General features: G+C 72.0%; 13 protein-coding genes. 8 read left to right on the top strand and 5 right to left on the bottom strand.

Annotated features, from left to right (window positions below):
* Window positions 1-186 precede the first annotated feature (186 nt).
* From ADL34_RS09335 to ADL34_RS09320, 4 genes are all read left to right on the top strand, one after another.
* Window positions 187-1743, top strand: a complete 1557-nt coding sequence (locus ADL34_RS09335; protein WP_062666031.1) for a protein kinase domain-containing protein — start codon at window positions 187-189, stop codon at window positions 1741-1743.
* Between the two features lie 457 nt (window positions 1744-2200).
* The gene (pdhA, locus tag ADL34_RS09330; RefSeq protein ID WP_062666033.1) at window positions 2201-3379 is read left to right on the top strand and encodes a pyruvate dehydrogenase (acetyl-transferring) E1 component subunit alpha; all 1179 of its coding nucleotides are present in this window, start codon (window positions 2201-2203) and stop codon (window positions 3377-3379) included.
* 1 nt (window position 3380) lies between these two features.
* Entirely contained in the window at window positions 3381-4361 is a 981-nt protein-coding gene (locus ADL34_RS09325; protein ID WP_062666035.1) for an alpha-ketoacid dehydrogenase subunit beta, read from the top strand.
* Between the two features lie 10 nt (window positions 4362-4371).
* On the top strand, window positions 4372-5793 hold the full coding sequence (locus ADL34_RS09320; RefSeq protein WP_062666037.1) for a dihydrolipoamide acetyltransferase family protein: 1422 nt from the start codon (window positions 4372-4374) through the stop codon (window positions 5791-5793).
* A 76-nt stretch (window positions 5794-5869) separates the two neighbouring features.
* Here ADL34_RS09320 and ADL34_RS09315 read toward each other — a convergent pair whose 3' ends face one another.
* Window positions 5870-6748, bottom strand: a complete 879-nt coding sequence (locus ADL34_RS09315) for a D-alanyl-D-alanine carboxypeptidase family protein (RefSeq protein ID WP_062666040.1) — start codon at window positions 6746-6748, stop codon at window positions 5870-5872.
* A gap of 231 nt (window positions 6749-6979) precedes the next feature.
* Here ADL34_RS09315 and ADL34_RS09310 point away from each other — a divergent pair, with 231 nt between their 5' ends.
* Entirely contained in the window at window positions 6980-7642 is a 663-nt protein-coding gene (locus tag ADL34_RS09310) for a GntR family transcriptional regulator (protein WP_062666086.1), read from the top strand.
* A complete protein-coding gene (locus ADL34_RS09305) occupies window positions 7639-8937 on the top strand; it encodes an MFS transporter (protein ID WP_062666042.1) in 1299 nt (432 codons plus the stop codon). The genes ADL34_RS09310 and ADL34_RS09305 overlap by 4 nt, the downstream gene beginning before the upstream one ends.
* 2 nt (window positions 8938-8939) lie before the next feature.
* On the opposite strand, the gene ADL34_RS09300 is transcribed toward ADL34_RS09305, so the two are convergent.
* Both ADL34_RS09300 and ADL34_RS09295 read right to left on the bottom strand, forming a co-directional pair.
* Entirely contained in the window at window positions 8940-9725 is a 786-nt protein-coding gene (locus tag ADL34_RS09300) for an SAM-dependent methyltransferase (protein WP_062666044.1), read from the bottom strand.
* 73 nt (window positions 9726-9798) lie between these two features.
* On the bottom strand, window positions 9799-10623 hold the full coding sequence (locus ADL34_RS09295; RefSeq protein WP_062666046.1) for a maleylpyruvate isomerase family mycothiol-dependent enzyme: 825 nt from the start codon (window positions 10621-10623) through the stop codon (window positions 9799-9801).
* A 229-nt stretch (window positions 10624-10852) separates the two neighbouring features.
* Here ADL34_RS09295 and ADL34_RS09290 point away from each other — a divergent pair, with 229 nt between their 5' ends.
* Window positions 10853-11647, top strand: a complete 795-nt coding sequence (locus ADL34_RS09290; protein WP_062666047.1) for a carbon-nitrogen family hydrolase — start codon at window positions 10853-10855, stop codon at window positions 11645-11647.
* Between the two features lie 8 nt (window positions 11648-11655).
* Here the strand turns inward: ADL34_RS09290 and ADL34_RS09285 are convergent, their stop codons facing one another.
* On the bottom strand, window positions 11656-12153 hold the full coding sequence (locus ADL34_RS09285) for an LURP-one-related/scramblase family protein (RefSeq protein ID WP_062666049.1): 498 nt from the start codon (window positions 12151-12153) through the stop codon (window positions 11656-11658).
* 89 nt (window positions 12154-12242) lie between these two features.
* On the opposite strand from ADL34_RS09285, the gene ADL34_RS09280 reads away from it, so the two are divergent.
* A complete protein-coding gene (locus ADL34_RS09280) occupies window positions 12243-14069 on the top strand; it encodes an NHL domain-containing thioredoxin family protein (protein WP_062666052.1) in 1827 nt (608 codons plus the stop codon).
* Here the strand turns inward: ADL34_RS09280 and ADL34_RS09275 are convergent.
* Entirely contained in the window at window positions 14057-14302 is a 246-nt protein-coding gene (locus ADL34_RS09275) for a DUF6458 family protein (RefSeq protein ID WP_062666054.1), read from the bottom strand. The genes ADL34_RS09280 and ADL34_RS09275 overlap by 13 nt on opposite strands.
* Window positions 14303-14340: the final 38 nt, after the last annotated feature.

Genomic DNA, 14340 nt, shown 5'->3' with positions numbered 1-14340 from the left:
CAGGGGTCGTACCGTCGGTGCACACAATTTGCACGTGGGGGACGGGTGAAGGTTTCATGACCGGTCCGTCTTCGCCGGACCGGGGCGGCCGTCCCGGACCGGCGGCTTGCGCCGAGGCTGTAGCGTGGCCGACGGAGACCGTAACAACACCGCGCGCACCGCGGGCAGAAACGACGGCGAGGACCGATGGCACAGCAGCAGCGCGCTCAGGGCCCGTCCGACCCCGAGGCGGCTGGCGGCGGTATGTCAGACGCGCCGGAGATGTGGGGTAACGGCGGGCTGGTCGGGGACGGCCGGTACCGGCTGACCCGCAGACTCGGCCGGGGCGGCATGGCCGAGGTGTTCGCGGCCGAGGACGTCCGGCTGGGCCGCACCGTGGCGGTCAAGCTGCTGCGCTCCGACCTCGCCGAGGACCCGGTGTCCAAGGCCCGCTTCACGCGTGAGGCCCAGTCCGTGGCCGGCCTCAACCACCACGCGATCGTCGCCGTGTACGACTCCGGCGAGGACGTCGTCGGCGGCCACTCCGTGCCGTACATCGTCATGGAGATCGTCGAGGGCCGCACCATCCGCGACCTCCTGATCAACGCCGAGGCGCCCGGACCCGAGCAGGCGCTCATCATCGTCTCCGGCGTCCTGGAGGCCCTCGCCTACTCGCACCAGCACGGCATCGTGCACCGCGACATCAAGCCCGCCAACGTGATCATCACCAACAACGGCGCCGTGAAGGTGATGGACTTCGGCATCGCGCGCGCCCTGCACGGCGCGCAGTCGACGATGACCCAGACCGGCATGGTGATGGGCACCCCGCAGTACCTCTCGCCCGAGCAGGCGCTCGGCAAGGCGGTCGACCACCGCTCCGACCTGTACGCGACCGGCTGCCTCCTCTACGAACTGCTCGCGCTGCGCCCCCCCTTCACCGGCGAGACCCCGCTGTCCGTGGTCTACCAGCACGTCCAGGACATCCCGACCCCGCCGTCCGAGGCGTCCGACGCCGCGCCGCCCGAGCTCGACGGCCTGGTCATGCGCTCGCTCGCCAAGGAGCCGGACGACCGGTTCCAGACGGCCGAGGAGATGCGCGGCCTCGTCCAGTACGCCCTCCAGATGCTGTACGACCAGGGCGGCCACACCGGCACCTGGAACACCGGCCCGGTGACGATGCACGAGGGCCGGCACACCCCGGCCGGCGGCTTCGCGCACACGGCCGTCATGGGCCACCCGGGAGACCCGGCCTCCGGTACGACGCAGATCCCGCAGCCGATCCTGCCCGGCGGCTACGGCGGCGGGGACGACGGCGGTTTCGAGGGGCACGGCAACCGGGGCAGCGGCCGCGGCAAGCTGTGGATCCTCGCCGTCCTCGCGGTCATCGCGATCGCGGCCGGTGTCGCGCTCGCCGTCAACAACGGCAAGGGCGGCGGCGACGACAACACGCCGACGAAGCCGACCGCCACGCAGAGCGAGGACCGGGACAAGCCGTCCGAGGAGCCCACCGACGAGGCCACCGAGGACCAGACCGGCGGCTTCGACGACGGCGGTACGGACACGGGCTCCGACCCCGACTGGTCGCCGACCCAGGAGCCGACGCAGGAGCAGACGCAGAAGCCGACGCAGGAGCCGACCCAGGACCCGACGACGCAGGAGCCGACGGAGGACCCGACGGATGACCCGACGGATCCCGCGACGGAAGACCCGACCACGCCGCCGCCGGATCCGACAGCGACGGGGACCGCGGCGGGCAACCAATAGCTGACCGGCACCCCTCCACCCCCGCGCGCGTGCGCCCCGAAACGGGCTCACGCGCGCTTTTCACATCCCTGAGCTGCACTTTGTCACTCCGTGTGGCCCCCGGACACGAACCGTGACACGACGACTCTTCCCGTGACCTGGCTCACCGATATAACGTGCCGTTGTTCCGGCCCCCTGCAAGGCTGTGACCAGGACCGTTCCCGACTTTCGCGATTTACTTGGATTTCCAAGCAAAATCCCAGGTCAGGAGGGGTTTCACAGAAATGTGGAGCACTGGGTAACGTGCCTTTTGCAGGGCGCTCGCCGGGGCACCTGTCACGCCTGTCCCCAACGAGCCGCACCCACCCCGTGCGTCCGAGGGCCGCAGGTGAGCCGCGCCCCCACGTTCCCACCGCGGAACAGGGGGTAACCCCAGCACCCGGCGAACCCGGGTAGCCGGACCGACGGAGGAGCACACGTGACCGTGGAGAGCACTGCCGCGCGAAAGCCGCGACGCAGCGCCGGTACCAAGAGCACGGCCGGCAAGACCACATCCGCGAGGAAGACGGCGAGCGCCGAACCCGAGCTCGTCCAGCTGCTGACGCCCGAGGGCAAGCGCGTCAAGAACGCCGAGTTCGACAAGTACGTCGCCGGCATCACCCCCGAAGAGCTCCGCGGCCTCTACCGCGACATGGTGCTCACCCGCCGCTTCGACGCCGAGGCCACCGCCCTGCAGCGCCAGGGCGAGCTGGGCCTGTGGGCCTCGCTGCTCGGCCAGGAGGCCGCCCAGATCGGCTCCGGTCGCGCCACCCGCGAGGACGACTACGTCTTCCCGACGTACCGCGAGCACGGCGTCGCCTGGTGCCGGGGCGTCGACCCCACCAACCTGCTCGGCATGTTCCGCGGGGTGAACAACGGCGGCTGGGACCCGAACAGCAACAACTTCCAGCTGTACACGATCGTCATCGGCTCCCAGACGCTGCACGCCACCGGCTACGCGATGGGCGTCGCCAAGGACGGCGCGGACAGCGCGGTCATCGCCTACTTCGGCGACGGCGCCTCCAGCCAGGGCGACGTGGCCGAGTCCTTCACGTTCTCCGCGGTCTACAACGCCCCCGTGGTGTTCTTCTGCCAGAACAACCAGTGGGCGATCTCCGAGCCCACCGAGAAGCAGACCCGCGTGCCGCTGTACCAGCGCGCGCAGGGCTACGGCTTCCCCGGCGTCCGCGTCGACGGCAACGACGTCCTCGCCTGCCTCGCCGTGACGAAGTGGGCGCTGGAGCGCGCCCGCAACGGTGAGGGCCCGACGCTGGTCGAGGCGTTCACGTACCGCATGGGCGCCCACACCACCTCCGACGACCCGACCCGCTACCGCGGGGACGAGGAGCGCCAGTCCTGGGAGGCGAAGGACCCGATCCTGCGCCTTCGCGCGTACCTGGAGTCCGCAAACCACGCGGACGAGGGATTCTTCGCGGAACTGGAGACCGAGAGCGAGGCGTTGGGCAAACGAGTGCGCGAAGCGGTCCGCGCCATGCCGGACCCGGACCGTTTCGCCATCTTCGAGAACGTGTACGCGGACGGGCACGCGCTCGTCGACGAGGAGCGCGCCCAGTTCGCCGCCTACCAGGCGTCGTTCGCGGACGTAGAGGGGGCCTGACATGGCAGCGGAGAAGATGGCTCTGGCCAAGGCGATCAACGAGTCGCTGCGCCGCGCCCTGGAGACGGACCCGAAGGTCCTCGTGATGGGTGAGGACGTCGGCAAGCTCGGCGGCGTCTTCCGCGTCACCGACGGCCTGCAGAAGGACTTCGGCGAGAGCCGGGTCATCGACACCCCCCTCGCCGAGTCCGGCATCGTGGGCACCGCGATCGGTCTCGCCCTGCGCGGCTACCGCCCGGTGGTGGAGATCCAGTTCGACGGTTTCGTCTTCCCGGCGTACGACCAGATCGTCACGCAGCTCGCGAAGATGCACGCCCGCTCGCTGGGCAAGGTCAAGCTCCCCGTCGTCGTGCGCATCCCCTACGGCGGCGGCATCGGCGCGGTCGAGCACCACTCGGAGTCTCCGGAGTCGCTGTTCGCGCACGTCGCCGGTCTGAAGATCGTCTCCCCGTCGAACGCGTCCGACGCGTACTGGATGATGCAGCAGGCCATCCAGAGCGACGACCCGGTGATCTTCTTCGAGCCCAAGCGCCGCTACTGGGACAAGGGCGAGGTCGTCACCGACGCGATCCCCGGCCCGCTGCACAAGGCGAAGGTGGTCCGCGAGGGCCGCGACCTGACGCTCGCCGCCTACGGCCCCATGGTGAAGACCTGCCTGGAGGTCGCCGCGGCGGCCGCCGAGGAGGGCCGCGACCTGGAGGTCCTGGACCTGCGGTCGGTCTCGCCGCTCGACTTCGACTCCATCCAGACGTCGGTGGAGAAGACCCGCCGGCTGGTCGTGGTCCACGAGGCCCCGGTGTTCTTCGGTTCCGGCGCGGAGATCGCCGCCCGGATCACCGAGCGCTGCTTCTACCACCTGGAGGCCCCGGTGCTCCGGGTCGGCGGCTACCACGCCCCGTACCCGCCGGCGCGCCTGGAGGAGGAGTACCTGCCGGGTCTGGACCGGGTGCTCGACGCCGTCGACCGTGCCCTGGCGTACTGAGGAGAGGGTCGTGACGACGATGACAGACGCGTCCGTGCGCGAGTTCAAGATGCCCGACGTCGGTGAGGGACTCACCGAGGCCGAGATCCTCAAGTGGTACGTCCAGCCGGGCGACACCGTCACCGACGGGCAGGTGGTCTGCGAGGTCGAGACCGCCAAGGCGGCCGTCGAGCTGCCCATCCCGTACGACGGCGTGGTCCGCGCCCTGCACTTCCCCGAGGGCACCACGGTCGACGTCGGCACGTCGATCATCGCGGTCGACGTCTCGGGAGGGGCGGCCCCGGCCGCCGAGGAGCCGGCGGCACCCGCGCCGGCGCAGGAGGAGGAGACCGAGCCGCAGGGCCGCCAGCCGGTGCTCGTCGGCTACGGCGTCTCCGCCTCGTCCACCAAGCGCCGCCCGCGCAAGGGCGCCGAGGCGCCGCGCCAGGAGGCCGAGCCGGCGACGCAGGCCCTCCAGGCCGAGCTGAACGGCCACGGCCCCGCCGCCGCGCCGGCCCTGGGCCGCCCGCTGGCCAAGCCGCCGGTGCGCAAGCTGGCGAAGGACCTGGGCGTCGACCTGGCCACGGTCACGCCGACCGGCCCCGACGGCGTCATCACCCGCGAGGACGTCCACGCGGCGGTGGGGGCGCAGGCCCCGGCCGGCGAGCCGGTGCGGGAGGCCCCCCAGGCCCCCCAGGCGGCCGCGCCCGCCCCGGCGGCCGTCCCGGCGCCCGCCGCCTCGTACGACGGCGCCCGGGAGACCCGCATCCCGGTCAAGGGCGTCCGCAAGGCCACGGCCGCGGCGATGGTGGGCTCGGCGTTCACGGCCCCGCATGTCACGGAGTTCGTGACCGTGGACGTGACGCGGACCCTGAAGCTGGTCGAGGAACTGAAGGCGGACAAGGAGTTCGCGGGGCTGCGGGTGAACCCGCTGCTGCTGATCTCCAAGGCCCTTCTGGTCGCGATCAAGCGCAACCCGGACGTCAACGCGTCCTGGGACGAGGCGAACCAGGAGATCGTGCGCAAGCACTACGTGAACCTGGGCATCGCGGCGGCGACCCCGCGCGGCCTGATCGTGCCGAACATCAAGGACGCCGACGCCAAGACGCTGCCGCAGCTGGCGGAGGCGCTGGGCGAGCTGGTGTCCACGGCCCGTGAGGGCAGGACGTCCCCGGGCGCGATGCAGGGCGGCACGGTCACCATCACCAACGTCGGCGTCTTCGGCGTCGACACCGGCACCCCGATCCTCAACCCGGGCGAGTCGGCGATCCTCGCGGTCGGCGCCATCAAGCTCCAGCCGTGGGTGCACAAGGGCAAGGTGAAGCCGCGTCAGGTCACCACGCTGGCGCTGAGCTTCGACCACCGCCTGGTCGACGGCGAGCTGGGCTCCAAGGTGCTCGCGGACGTGGCGGCGATCCTGGAGCAGCCCAAGCGGCTGATCACCTGGGCGTGAGCCCCGGAAGGCGCTGAAAGGGGCGGTCACCTCGCGGTGACCGCCCCTTTCGTCATGCCCGACCGCTCGCCGAAGATCAGCTGATCTTGGCGTAGCCGTAGGTGATGAGCTTCTTCACGTCCGCCGTGCGGTTGGCCTCCGAGGAGGCGGTGAGCACGGTGCCGATCACGGACTCGCCGTTGAGGGTGGCCGCGAAGACGAGGCAGTACTTCGCCTCGCTGCCCGAGCCGGTCTTCACGCCGAGCGTGCCGTTCCAGCCGAGCAGGGTGTTGGTGTTCTTCCAGGCCGCCATCGTGCGGGTGGAGCCGGTCTTGGTGATGGTCTTCGCCGTGTAGGACTTCGTCTTGACGACGGTCTTGAACGTCGAGGACTTCATCGCGCTGCGGGCCAGCTTGGTCAGGTCGCGCGGGGTCGAGTAGTTCGAGCCGTTGCTGATGCCGTCGAACGAGTCGAAGTGCGTGTTCGTCATGCCCAGGCTCTTCGCCATGGTGTTCATCTTGCCGATGAACGACTTCACGCGGGCGTTGACCGTGGAGCCGGTGCCGAACTTGTCGGCGAGCGTCATCGCGGCGTCGCAGCCGGACTTGAGCATCATCCCGTACAGCAGCTGACGGACGGTGACCTTGTCACCGACGATCAGGTTCGCCGAGGACGCCCCCTTGGACACGATGTAGTTGCTGACCTCCTTCTTTATGGTCACCTTCGTGTCGAGATTGAGGTTCGACTGCGAGAGGACGACCTTCGCGGTCATGACCTTCGTCGTCGAGGCGGTCAGCCGCTTCGTGTCCGCCGACTTCGTGAAAAGCGTCTTGCCGTCGGCGCTGTTCATCAGGAACCCGCCCTTGGCATTGATCGAGGGCGTGGTGACGGCCTGCGCGGGCGCCGCGGTGAGGGCGCCGGAGGCGAGAACGGCGCCGGTCGTGAGGACGACGGCGGCGGCTCTGCGCACGCGCATACCCTTGTGTGCAGTTATCAACTGATTTACCCCGATTACGTCTTGTGCCCCTGCGGTGCGGCCGAGTTGGAGGGGAAGAAAGTGGGGCCGCACGTGTGTGACACGTAAGTAGCACACATGGTTGTGCCGCCGCTGGCCCGGACGGTGCTTCTTTGCCGGGAGATTCCACCGGACGGGTCCGCATCGTGGACCGGCCGACCCTTGCGTACGTGTTGTATCTATGCTGTGGGCATGCCTGTCGCCCCGCCCGCCCCCGTGAAGCAGCCGCCCGCCGCCGACCGCGTCTACGGCCATGTGAAACAGGGCGTCCTGGAACGCCGGTACGAGGGCGGCACGCTGCTCACCGAGGGCGAACTCGCCGACGCCGTCGGGGTCTCCCGCACCCCCGTCCGCGAGGCGCTGCTGCGGCTGGAGGCCGAGGGGCTGCTCAAGCTCTACCCGAAGAAGGGCGCCCTGGTCCTGCCGGTCTCCGCGCAGGAGATCAAGGACGTCGTGGAGACGCGCATGCTCGTCGAGGAGCACGCGGCGCGCAAGGCGGTCCCCGCGCCCCCCGGGCTCCTGGAGCGCCTGGAGGAGCTGCTCGACCGGCAGAAGGCCCAGGCCGCCGCAGGCGACTTCGCCGCGGCCGCCGTCACCGACCGCTGCTTCCACGCCGAGATCGTCCGCAGCGGCGGCAACGAGATCCTCTCCCGTCTCTACGACCAGCTCCGCGACCGGCAGTTGCGCATGGGCGCCGCCGTGATGCACTCCCACCCCGACCGGATCGCCAAGACGCTCAGCGAGCACGAGGAGATCCTCACCGCGCTGCGCTCGGGCGACCCGCAGGCGGCGGTCGCGCTGGTCCACCGGCACATCGACTGGTTCTCGCACCTCGCGCGGGGTGAGGAACGATGAGGCCGGCCACCATCCTGCCCGGTGACCCTCCGGGCGGGCGGCGCGCGATCGCCGTCTGGGGCATCGGCGTCTCCGTCTACTTCGTCGCCGTCATCTTCCGCACCTCGCTCGGGGTCGCCGGACTCGACGCGGCCGACCGCTTCGGCGTGAACGCCTCCGCCCTGTCGACGTTCTCGATCCTCCAGCTGCTCGTGTACGCGGGCATGCAGATACCCGTCGGCCTGCTCGTCGACCGGCTCGGCACCAAGAAGGTGCTCGCCATGGGCGCCGTGCTGTTCACCGCGGGGCAGCTCGCCTTCGCCTTCTCCCCGTCGTACGGCATGGCCCTCGCCTCCCGGGCCCTGCTGGGCTGCGGCGACGCGCTGACGTTCATCAGCGTCCTCAGGCTGGGCACCCGCTGGTTCCCGGCCCGGCGCGGCCCGCTGGTCGCCCAGCTCGCCGGCCTCGCGGGCATGGCCGGCAACCTCGTCTCCACCCTGGTCCTGGCCCGGGTGCTGCACGGCGTCGGCTGGACCGCGGCCTTCGCGGGCAGCGCGGGCGCGGGCGCCGTGGTGCTCGTGCTCACCCTGCTGTTCCTGAAGGACCACCCGGAGGGCCACGAGCCGCAGCCGGTGCCGCACCAGGGCGCCGCCTACGTCCGCCGTCAGATCGCCGCGTCCTGGCGGGAGCCCGGCACCCGGCTGGGCATGTGGGTGCACTTCACGACGCAGTTCCCGGCGATGGTGTTCCTGCTGCTGTGGGGGCTGCCCTTCCTGGTCGAGGCCCAGGGCCTGACCCGCGCCACCGCCGGTGAGCTGCTCACCCTCGTCGTCCTGTCCAACATGGCCGTCGGCCTCGTCTACGGACAGGTCGTCGCCCGGCACCACGGCGCCCGGCTGCCGCTCGCCCTCGGCACGGTCGCCGCCACCGCCGTCCTGTGGGCGACGACCCTGGCCTGGCCGGGGGAGACGGCGCCGATGGGCCTGCTCGTCGTGCTGTGCGTGGTGCTCGGCGCCTGCGGACCGGCCTCCATGCTGGGCTTCGACTTCGCCCGCCCGGCCAACCCGCCCGAGCGGCAGGGCACGGCCTCCGGCATCACCAACATGGGCGGCTTCATCGCCTCCATGACGACGCTGTTCGCGGTCGGTGTGCTGCTGGACGCCACCGGCGACGACTACCGGATCGCCTTCTCGGCGGTCTTCGTCCTGCAGGCCCTCGGCGTCAGCCAGATCCTGCGCCTGCGCGGACGCGCCGCCCGCCGCGAGCGGGAGCGCCTGGTCGCCAGCCGGGTGGAGACGGTGCACGTCCCCGCGTGAGTTCAGCGCGCGGGCACCAGCGTGAGGTAGGCGAGCCCGAGGATGCCGCGATAGCTCATCCACTGGGCGCGGTGCCGGTCGAGGCGCTCCCGCGTCTCGGCCGCCCGGGGGTGGTCCGGGTGCCCGGCCAGCCACACCTCGGTGTCCGCCTGGTACGCCGACTCGAACTCCTCCCACTCCCCGGCGTCCGCCGTCTCCGTCCACTCCGGACGGAAACCGGCCTCCACGGCGAGGTCGAGGAGGGTGCCCAGGTCGTGGTGGTCGGCGGCGCTCGCGCCCGGCCACATCCCCGCGAGCTCGGCCTCGGCCGGCGGACGCTGCCAGAAGCCCTCCCCGAGCAGCACCCGGCCCCCGTCGGCGACCAGGCCGCGCAGCGCCCGCAGCGCCTCGGCGGTGTGACCGGGCGGCTCCAGCGTGGTGAGGGCCTGGCTGGACCCGACGCACAGCACCAGGTCGGCCGGGCCGCGGGACGTCCCCGTAGCCGACTCCTCCACGAACCGCACCCGTCCGGCCAGTCCGCGCTCCTCGGCGGCGCGCCGGCCCCGGGCCAGGTCCTGGGTGTTCAGGTCGATCCCGACCCCGGTGGCCTCCGGCGCCGCTTCCAGAACCCGCAGCATCAACTCGCCCCAGCCGCAGCCGATGTCCAGGACGGTGGCGGGCTCGGTCCGGGCCAGCCGCTCGACCAGCCGGCCGGCGCGGTGCTCGGACAGGGGGCCGTGGAAGGTCAGCCGGGTCAGCCGCGGCGGCTCGGCGGAGAGGGGCGCGGGGTGCGTGTCTGCGTCGGTCACGGCGGGGACGGTAGCCGCCACCGGGGCGGCGGCGACACCGGTTTTCGGGGCCCGCCGCCGCGTCCGTGACCGGTTACTGGGTGACCGTGAAGTTCTTCAGGATGGCCGCCGTCAGATCGGGGTCGCCCTCCGTCTTCACCCGGTCCGCCACCGCCTCCGGCGTGACCCGGCCGCAGGCCAGCCGTACGAAGGTCTCCCAGTCCAGGGTCAGGGAGGCGGCCGGGCCCAGTGCGGGGGCCGTCTCCAGGGTGCCGCGGCCCTGGATGTCGATCCGGATCGTGCGCAGGAACTCGACCGGGCCGTGCACGTCGAGGACGATCGCCGAACTGCGGGGCGCCTCCACCTTCGTGGCCATGACCTCCGGCAGCCGGCCCAGCAGCACGTCCCGGGCGATGAGCGCGCCGGGGGAGTCCAGGTTCCCGGGGCGGCCCAGCGCGGCTCGCAGGTCCTGCTCGTGCGCCCACACGGCGAAGGCGTGCGTGCGCATCGCCTCCTCCAGGGTCAGCTCCGCGCCCAGCGGGCCGCGCACCTTGGTGCCGGGGTCACGGCTCTCGTTCCGCAGCTGGCGGTTGCGGCGGATGATCGTGTACTCCAGCTCCGACGTCATCTCCGGCGCCGTGTGGTGGCGGCGGACGTCGACCTGCATCTCCATGTAGCGCTGGTGGTCGTTGGTGACGTGGAAGAGGTCGCGCGGCAGCGTGTGGATGGGGCGCGGGTCGCCCAGCATCTCGCAGTCCAGCCCGATGACATGGGAGACGACGTCGCGCACCGACCAGCCGGGGCAGGGGGTGCGCCGGTTCCACTCGCCTTCGACGAGCGGTGTCACCAGCTCGGATATCGCTTCGATGGAGTGGGTCCAGGCGTCGGCGTAGGGCTGGAGGGTGGGATGCAGACTCACGGAACGGGACCCCTCGGCGGTTGGTACGTCGGTTCGCGGGCAGGTTCTGGCGGCGGTGCCAGTGGGCGGCGGCGGCTGTCGGCGGGTGTCTCGGCGGTCCCCCACGTTCTCGGCTGCGCTCGAACAGGGGGGACCCCCAAAGTTACGCTGCTGTGAGGCACCCCGGCAGTGCTTTCGTGTGACGATCGTAGGCCCGTGTGGACGGCTCGAATGCCAGGACGGTGGTAGTGTGCGCGCCTCTTTGCTCCAGATCGACGTGAACGAGGACGAATCGGTGGAATCACGCCGGGTGAGGGTCGCCTCCCTGGTACGAGAACAAGCCGGAGCGGATCTCGTCGTCCTGCCCGAGCTGTGGACCACCGGCGCCTTCGCCTACGAGGAGTTCGGCACCGAGGCCGAACCGCTCGAAGGGCCCACGTACGAGGCGATGGCCAAGGCGGCGAGCGACGCCGGTGTCTGGCTGCACGCCGGGTCGGTCCCCGAACGCGACCCGGACGGACCGCTCTACAACACGTCGCTGGTCTTCTCCCCCTCCGGCGACCTGGCCGCCGCCTACCGCAAGATCCACCGGTTCGGCTTCGACAAGGGCGAGGCCGTGCTGATGGGCGCGGGCCGGGACCTCGTGACGGTCCGGCTGCCGGACACCACGCTGGGCCTCGCCACCTGCTACGACCTGCGCTTCCCCGAACTCTTCCGGGGCCTCGTCGACGCGGGCGCCGAGACCCTCGTGATCCCCGCCGGCTGGCCGGAACGGCGCCGGGCGCACTGGACACTGCTCGCCCAGGCCCGTGCCGTCGAGAACCAGGCGTACGTGCTCGCCTGCGGGACGGCCGGGTCGCACGCGGGAGTTCCGCAGGCCGGCCACTCGATCGTGGTGGACCCCTGGGGCGAGGTCCTGGCCGAGGCCGGGCCCGGCGAGCAGGTCCTCACCGTGGAGTTCGACCCGGCCCGGGCCGCGGTGACACGGGATCAGTTCCCGGCCCTGAAGGACCGTGTGCTCGGGCTGGCCCCGCCCCGGCGCTGATCCGCGCCTCAGTCGTCCCCGCGCTCCTTCTCCGCCAGGTGGATCACACACACCGCCACCGCGATCAGCAGCGCCGGATCGGCGTCCTCGCGCACCACGTCCACGCCGTACGTCTCCCGGACGTGCAGCCAGCGGCGCGAGACCACGGCCAGCAGTTCGCCGTCGTACTCGACGGCGAACTCCCGGTCGAGGATCTTGCCGCTGACGTCCAGCTCGGTGCTGCCGTCCGCGAGCGCGACCCGGTAGTGGTTGCGCAGCAGCGACAGCCGCTTGCGCCGGATCGTCGCCAGCGGCCTGCCGTCCCGCTCGATCACCATGGTGTCGCGCAGCGCGAACATCTTCTGGTGGATGTCGATGAGGACGCGTCCCTGCACGTCCTTCAGCTCGAAGGTGTCCCGCAGCCGCATGGCCTTGCCGTCGACGAGGAAGACCTTCTCCCCCCGGTCGTCCTCGATCCAGTAGTCGTCCCCGAAGCCGAGCAGCCGGTCCCGCACGAGAAATCTCATGTCACGAGGGCTTCCCCGCCGCCCGCCCCGAAACCCCCGCGTGTAGGCCGACGGGCTGATCGAGGCCCCCCCGGTGGCACCCTGGGGACATGACCGACCCCGCACCCCGGCACGCCCGCGTCCGCGCCCCCGAGCTGACCGGGGCGGGGGGCTGGCTCAACACGGGCGGCCGCTCGTACCGCCTGGCCGACCTGCGCGGACGGATCGTGCTGCTCGACTTCTGGACGGCGGGCTGCGTCAACTGCCAGCACGTGATCGACGAGCTGCGCGAGCTGGAGGCCGGGCACCCGGACACCCTCGTCGTGGTCGGGGTGCACTCGCCCAAGTTCGCGCACGAGACCGAGCACACGGCCGTCGCCGACGCCGTGCAGCGGTACGGCGTGGAGCACCCGGTGCTGGACGACCCGGACCTCGCGACGTGGAGGCAGTACGCGGTGCGGGCGTGGCCGACGCTCGCCGTGATCGACCCGGAGGGGTACGTCGTCGCGCAGCACTCCGGCGAGGGGCACGCGCCGGAGATCGAGCGGCTGGTGACCGAGCTGGAGGCCGAGCACACGGCGAAGGGCACGCTGCGGCGCGGCGACGGGCCGTACGTGCCGCCGGAGCCGGAGCCGACGGAGCTGCGCTTCCCGGGGAAGATCGTGGCGCTGCCCGGCGGCGGGTTCCTGGTGAGCGACACGTCCCGGCACCGGCTGGTGGAGTTCGCGCGGGACGGTGAGAGCGTCGTACGGCGAATCGGCTCCGGCGCGCGCGGATTCGCCGACGGTCCCGCGGGCGCGGCGTCGTTCAGCGAGCCGCAGGGGCTGCTGCTCCTGGACGACGGGTCGGTGCTCGTCGCCGACACCGTCAACCACGCGCTGCGCCGCGTCGGCCTCGCGACCGGTGAGGTGACGACGGTGGCGGGCACCGGACGGCAGTGGCGGCGCGGTGCGGCCACGGCGGGCCCGGCGCGGGAGGTGGACCTGTCCTCGCCGTGGGACGTGGCGCTGTTCGCCGGGCGGGTGTGGATCGCGATGGCCGGGATCCACCAGTTGTGGACGTACGACCCGGCGGTGGGGACCGTCGAGGTGGCGGCGGGGACGAGGGACGAGGGACTGGTCGACGGACCGGCGGACGAGGCGTGGTTCGCGCAGCCGTCGGGGCTCGCCGTGTCACCGGACGGGGAGCGGCTGTGGGTGGCGGACGCGGAGACCAGCGCGCTGCGCTGGGTGGACCCGCGGGGTGTGGTGCGCACGGCGGTCGGCACCGGGCTGTTCGACTTCGGGCACCGCGACGGCCCGGCCGGGCAGGCGCTCCTCCAGCATCCGCTGGGGGTCACGGCGCTCGCGGACGGCTCGGTCGCCGTCAGCGACACCTACAACGACGCGCTGCGCCGCTACGACCCGGCGACCGGTGAGGTCTCCACGGTGGCCGGGGATCTGCGGGAGCCGTCGGGCGCCGTGGCGGTGGGCGGGGACGTCGTGGTCGTGGAATCGGCCCGGCACCGGCTGACCCGGCTGCGGCTGCCCGAGGAGGCCGTACGGGCGGCGGAGGGCCCCGCGCGGCGGGCGGTGACGGACGTGGCCGCCGGCGAGGTGGTGCTCGACGTGCTCTTCGAGGCGCCGGAAGGACAGCGCCCGGACGACCGGTACGGGCCGCCGGCCCGGCTGCTGGTGTCCGCGACGCCACCGGAGCTGCTGCGCACGGGCGAGGGTGCGGGGACGTCGCTCTCCCGCACCCTCGTGTTCGACCCGTCCGCCGGGTCCGGCGTCCTGCACGTCTCGGCGAGGGTGGCGTCCTGCGACGACGATCCCTCGGTCCCGTACCCGGCGTGCCGACTGCACCGGCGGGACTGGGACGTCCCCGTGCGGCCGGCCGGCGGGGGCGCCGGGCGGCTGCCGCTGGTGTTCGCCGGACCGGACGGTCAGACGCCGTAGCCGCCGTTGTAGCCGTCCCGCCGGTGCGGGTCCTCGCTGACGACCGGGGTCGCGGGCGGCACCACTACGCGCTTGCGCCGGGCGATGCTGCTGAAGGTCGTGACGCCGATGAGGCCCACGATCATCAGGATGATCCCGACGAGGTCGAGGTTCACCCCGTCCATGTCCCAGTCGGTCGCAAACGTGAGGATGGCTCCCGCGGCGATGAGGATGATGCATCCGCCGAGGCCCATGGTGTCGCCTCCTGTCCGGTCCGGACGTTCCGGTCCGG

This window comes from Streptomyces sp. NRRL WC-3605, assembly GCF_001509795.1.
GTDB lineage: Bacteria > Actinomycetota > Actinomycetes > Streptomycetales > Streptomycetaceae > Streptomyces > Streptomyces viridochromogenes.
Note: the sequence above shows the minus strand (reverse complement) of the source record. Positions and strands in the feature narration are given on the sequence as shown.

Coding starts and splice junctions, on each gene's coding strand:
- ADL34_RS09335 (WP_062666031.1), top strand. CDS start 187: ATGGCACAGCAGCAGCGCGCTCAGGGCCCGTCCGACCCCGAGGCGGCT.
- ADL34_RS09325 (WP_062666035.1), top strand. CDS start 3,381: ATGGCAGCGGAGAAGATGGCTCTGGCCAAGGCGATCAACGAGTCGCTG.
- ADL34_RS09315 (WP_062666040.1), bottom strand. CDS start 6,748: ATGCGCGTGCGCAGAGCCGCCGCCGTCGTCCTCACGACCGGCGCCGTT.
- ADL34_RS09310 (WP_062666086.1), top strand. CDS start 6,980: ATGCCTGTCGCCCCGCCCGCCCCCGTGAAGCAGCCGCCCGCCGCCGAC.
- ADL34_RS09305 (WP_062666042.1), top strand. CDS start 7,639: ATGAGGCCGGCCACCATCCTGCCCGGTGACCCTCCGGGCGGGCGGCGC.
- ADL34_RS09285 (WP_062666049.1), bottom strand. CDS start 12,153: ATGAGATTTCTCGTGCGGGACCGGCTGCTCGGCTTCGGGGACGACTAC.
- ADL34_RS09280 (WP_062666052.1), top strand. CDS start 12,243: ATGACCGACCCCGCACCCCGGCACGCCCGCGTCCGCGCCCCCGAGCTG.
- ADL34_RS09275 (WP_062666054.1), bottom strand. CDS start 14,302: ATGGGCCTCGGCGGATGCATCATCCTCATCGCCGCGGGAGCCATCCTC.